This is a genomic window from Kitasatospora sp. NPDC057198 (assembly GCF_042670125.1).
GTDB lineage: Bacteria > Actinomycetota > Actinomycetes > Streptomycetales > Streptomycetaceae > Kitasatospora.
The window spans coordinates 1-5,236 of record NZ_JBHUWH010000516.1; the positions used below are offsets into that span (position 1 = coordinate 1).

The 5,236-nt window shown below is 72.5% G+C and carries 3 protein-coding genes and 1 pseudogene; all 4 read left to right on the forward strand.

The features are described from left to right. A pseudogene (locus ACFUEL_RS34455) lies at window positions 1-95 on the forward strand (ATP-binding protein); the annotation flags it as partial. A gap of 319 nt (window positions 96-414) precedes the next feature. Continuing rightward, window positions 415-3,945 carry a nitrate- and nitrite sensing domain-containing protein gene (locus ACFUEL_RS34460; protein ID WP_380241308.1) on the forward strand — a complete coding sequence of 1,177 codons (3,531 nt, stop codon included), beginning with the start codon at window positions 415-417 and terminating at the stop codon, window positions 3,943-3,945. Window positions 3,946-3,955: 10 nt separating this feature from the next. Further along, window positions 3,956-4,369, forward strand: a complete 414-nt coding sequence (locus tag ACFUEL_RS34465) for a roadblock/LC7 domain-containing protein (RefSeq protein WP_014138208.1) — start codon at window positions 3,956-3,958, stop codon at window positions 4,367-4,369. 166 nt (window positions 4,370-4,535) lie between these two features. Further along, a complete protein-coding gene (locus tag ACFUEL_RS34470) occupies window positions 4,536-5,189 on the forward strand; it encodes a DUF742 domain-containing protein (protein WP_380241310.1) in 654 nt (217 codons plus the stop codon). The last annotated feature ends 47 nt before the right edge of the window (window positions 5,190-5,236 follow it).

The window sequence follows — 5,236 nt, forward strand, 5'->3', positions numbered from 1 at the left end:
TCCCCATCATCACCCTCGACGCCCGGCGCCGCGACAGCGCCAAGAGCGCCCTCATCACCCTCGTCGAACACGCCCTGCTCGCCCGACTGCGGTGAGCCCCGACCTGGCCGGGGGGCGCGGTCCAAGGATGGTTCGCACCCCCCGGTAACAGTTCGGTAGGCATTTACCGGGGCTGTTTGACACTGCGTAGCCAGCTGTACCCGGTGCGCGTCAATGACCTTGAACTTTGCGGGAGTTCACCCCTTTATGTCCGTTTTCCACCCCCGGCGCACGGGCCGGAGGGGCCGTTTGTCCGGTCCACCCGCTCGTGTTGGAATTCCAGCTACCCCGTAGGACCCACGCGGGTCGCGGCCCGTCGGGGGGTAGCCGCCGGATAGATCCATGGCCGCCAGTCGGTCGAGAGGTTGTTGTCGAGTGAGGCGTAAGCAGCCAGTCACCCCTCAGCGGCGCTCCGAGCCCCGCCAGCAGGACCCGGGTAGCGGCCCGAACACCGGTCAGTTCTCCGCGTTCACCGCGACCGAGGGCCGTGACCGCCCCGAGCAGCCCCGCACCGCCGCCGCCGGCGCCGCCGAGCCCGCCGCCCGGCCCGCGAGCGCCGAGCAGGCCCCGCGCCGCGGCGGCCGGTACGACTTCCTCCTCCCGCTGAACTGGCGCGTGCCGGTCCGCCTGGTGGCCATCCTGGTCATCCCGGTCGTCATCGCCCTGGTCTTCGGCGGCCTGCGCGTCAACACCTCGCTGGACGACTACAACCAGGCCGACCGCGCGGTGCGAATCGCCAACCTGGCCAGCGCCGCCACCAAGCTCGCCGACGCCCTGGAGCAGGAGCGCGACGAGACCCTGGTGCCGCTGCTGGCCGGGGACAGCGACCAGAGCGAGGTGAAGAAGCTCCGCGACCGGACCGACGAGGCCCGTCGGGCATACGACTCGGCCTTCGCCGAGATCAAGGACGACCCCACCATGCAGCGCCGGAACGCGCAGTTCCAGCAGGCCGCGGCGTACCTGCCGCACCTGCGCGAGAACGCCTACAAGCCGGAGCTGTTCGCGACCGCGACCGCCAACGCCTACTCGCTGATGTACGCGCCGCTGCTGGCGATCGACAACTCGGTCGGCTTCGGCTCGACCAACGTCACCTCCAAGGGCCGCGCGATCTACGCGATGTCGCTGGCCAAGGCGTCCGCCTCCACCCAGCGCGCGCTGATGCTCAACCTGCTGGTCGGCCTCGGCGTCGGCGGCGTGGACGGCCACGAGGGCGACGACCTGATCCAGTCGCTGATGGTCGCCTCCCGCCTGGAGCAGACCGCGCTCAGCGAGTTCAACACCGCCTCCGGCGACGCCGAGATCAAGGTCTACTCGGACGCCCTGGTCGACCAGGCCACCGCCGACCAGCGCCTGCCGCTGCGGATGCCCGACGGCAGCACCCTGCCCACCATGCAGGCCCTGCTCGCGGTCGGCATGTCCTACGCCGGCCAGCTGTCCAGCACCTCGGCCGGCGGCGACCACGCCGCCGCCATCATCGACCAGGTCGGCAAGGACGGTCTGACCCGCCCGCTGTGGGACCAGGCCACCAAGAGCCACATGAACGCGCTGCGCGCCGCCGAGACCGACCTGCTCGGCCAGGTCGTCAGCGAGGCCCAGGGCATCAAGGACCGGGCCTTCACCGACTGGGTGCTCAACTCGCTGATCGTGATCGCCTCGCTGGTGCTGGCCGGTCTGCTCACCGGCTACATCGCCCGCTCGATGATCCTCGGCATGCGGACCCTGAACACCGCCGCGCTCGACATCGCCAACCACCGCCTGCCGGAGCTGGTCGACAAGCTCTCCAAGACCGACCCGGAGCGGGTCGACACCTCGGTCAGCCCGATCCCGCTGCACGGCCGGGACGAGATCGGCGAGGTCGCCCGCGCCTTCGACCAGGTCCACCAGCAGGCCGTCTCGCTCGCCGCCGAGCAGGCGCTGCTGCGGGGCAACGTCAACGCGATCTTCACCAACCTCTCGCGCCGCAGCCAGGGCCTGATCCAGCGCCAGCTGGCGCTGATCACCGACCTGGAGAACAACGAGGCCGACCCGGACCAGCTGGAGAACCTCTTCAAGCTGGACCACCTGGCGACCCGCATGCGCCGCAACGGCGAGAACCTCCTCGTCCTCGCGGGCGAGGAGCCCGGCCGCCGCTGGAACACCCCCGTCCCGCTGGTCGACGTGCTGCGCGCCGCGGCCTCCGAGGTGGAGCACTACGAGCGGATCGAACTGGCCGGCATCCCCGAGGCCGACGTGGTCGGCCCCGCCGTGACCGACCTCGTCCACCTGCTCGCCGAGCTGCTGGAGAACGCCACCTCGTTCTCCTCCCCGCAGACCCGGGTGCTGGTCAACGCCACCCGCCTGCCGGACAGCCGGGTGCTGGTGGAGATCCACGACAAGGGCATCGGCCTGACCGCCGAGGACTTCGCCGAGATCAACGAGAAGCTGGCCGAGCCGCCCACCGTCGACGCCACCATCTCCCGCCGGATGGGCCTGTTCGTGGTCGGCCGGCTGTCCCAGCGGCACAACATCCGCGTGCAGCTGCGCCCGTCCGGCGAGTCGGCCGGCACCACCTCGCTGGTCATGCTGCCGCAGCAGCTGACCCACCTGAACGCGCCCGCTCCGGAGCCGCAGGCCGAGGAGTTCACCGTCTCCCGGATCTTCGCGGAGCAGGAGCCGAACGCCGAGTGGGCGTTCGAGGGCCAGGAGCGCACCGCCGCCGAGCTGGGCTTCGACGACCACCTGGCCGACCGCGGCGCCGCCGCCGCCGTGACCGGCAACGGCTTCTCCCCCGCGCTGGAGGCCATGCAGCGCTCCCAGCGCCTGGAGGAGCGCCGCCGGGCCGCCCTGGAGCTCGGCCCCGGCCCCTCCGCCCAGGAGCCGGTGGAGGCGGAGGTCCTGGAGTCGCCCTACGGCGAGCCCGGCGGCCCCGGGGACGGCTACCGCTACCCGGAGCAGGACGCGGCCGGCTACGGCGCCCCGCAGGACGACCCGTACCGCCCGGAGACCGACGCCTACGGCCGTCCCTTCGAGCCGCAGCAGGCCGCGCAGGACGCCTACGGCTACCGCCCGGACGACCAGTACGCGCCCGAGCGGTACGACGAGGAGCCGTACGCCCCGGAGCAGTACGCGCAGCAGGCGCCCTACGGCGCGCAGCAGCAGTACGCCGGGGGCTACCAGGAGCAGCCGTACGGCGACGAGTACCAGCAGCCGTACGCCGACCAGTACCGGCCGGACGGGTACCAGCAGGACGGGTACCAGCCGGACGGCTACGGGCAGGACGGCTACGGGCAGCAGGACTACGGCTACGAGGAGCCCGCCGGGCACCCGTACCCGGCCGAGGAGCTGCCGGCCCTGCCGCCGGCCCGCTCCGCGGCCCAGCCGGCCGGCGGCGCGCTGCCGCAGCGGCGGCCGGGGCAGCAGCTGGCGGGCGGCGGTGCGGGCCGCTCCGCGGGCGGCGCGACCCCGAACTGGTTCACCGGCGCCAAGGACACCTCGGCGTCGGTGGAGGAGCCGCGCGGCCACGACGTGTCGGCGCTGGGCGGCTACGGGCCGACCGGTCCGACCGCGGCGCCCAGCGAGTGGGAGTCGCCGAACGACGGCGACTGGCAGCGCGCGGAGAAGCTCCGCGAGCCCTCCTCGGCCGGCACGACCCCCTCGGGCCTGCCGCGCCGGGTGCCCCGCCAGAACCTGGTCCCGGGCAACGCCCGGACCACCCCGCAGGAAGGCCCCCAGGTCTCCCGCGACCCGAACGAGGTCCGCGGCCGCCTGACCAACCTGCGCCGCGGCGTCGAGCAGGGCCGCCAGGCCGGCGGCGACCCCGGTGCCACCGGCAGCTTCCGGATCGACCCCGACCAGGGGGCGTACGGTGATGGACCGCACAACAGCAGCACCGATCTCTTCGGCGGCTCGAACCAGCAGGAGCGTTGAGTTGACCCAGATGAGCCAGGCCGCACAGAACCTGAACTGGCTGATCACCAATTTCGTGGACAACACCCCCGGGGTGTCCCACACCGTGGTGGTCTCCGCCGACGGTCTCCTGCTGTGCATGTCCGAGGGCTTCCCCCGGGACCGTGCCGACCAGCTGGCCGCCGTCGCCTCCGGACTGACCTCGCTGACCTCGGGTGCGAGCCGCATCTTCGAGGGCGGCGACGTGACCCAGACCGTGGTCGAGATGGAACGGGGCTTCCTGTTCCTGATGGCCGTCAGCGACGGCTCCGCGCTCGCGGTGCTCGCCTCGCCGGACTCCGACATCGGTCTGGTCGGCTACGAGATGGCCCTCCTCGTGGACCGCGCCGGCGCGGTCCTGACGCCCGCTCTGCGGGCCGAACTCCAGGGCAGTCTCCTGCACTGACGGTTCGTCGGATACCGTCCTGGTATTCGAAAGACCTCATTGCCCGTCCCGAGGTCGCTTCGGCGGCCTCGGGACCGGGCGTTGTACGGCCTTCGCACCACCGGCCACGGCGCTCCCCGGCGACGCGGCCAGCAACGCACCGCCGCACCCTTTGAGGAGATGAACCGTGACACCGCCCGACCACAGTGGCCAGTACGGCGCCCCGTACGCGGGCTCCGGCCACGACGCTTTCGGGGTTCCCGGCGTCGGCCACGGTCAGCAGCAGCAGTACGCGCCGCAGTTCAACGGTGGCCAGTCGTACCTGCCCCCGCAGTCCGACCCGCGCTGGTACCAGCAGCAGGACGGATACGGCCAGGCCCACCCCGGCCAGCAGGCCCACCCCGGCCAGCACGCCTTCCCCGATCCCGCGCTGCCGCACCGGTACGAGGAGCAGCAGCCCGGCCACGTCGAGGAGTACGCCGACGAGGAGGAGGACGCCGGCCCGCTGATCCGCCCCTTCGCGATGACCGGCGGACGCACCCGGCCGCGCTACGAACTCGCGCTGGAGGCCCTGGTCTCCGCCGCGGTCGACCAGGCCCGGATGGCCACCCTGCTGCCCGAGCACCAGCAGATCTGCGCCCTGTGCGCCTCCGACGTGAAGTCGGTGGCCGAGATCTCCGCGCTGCTCGGCCTCCCGCTGGGAGTGGCCCGCATCCTCGTGGCGGACCTGGCCGAGGCCGGCCTGGTCGCCATCCACCAGCCCGCAGCCGGCGGCGAATCCGGCAACCAGCCCGACGTCACGCTGCTCGAAAGGGTCCTCAGTGGACTTCGCAAGCTCTAACGCGGCCGCCCCCAGCCGCGCCACCACCTCCGCCAAGATCGTCGTCG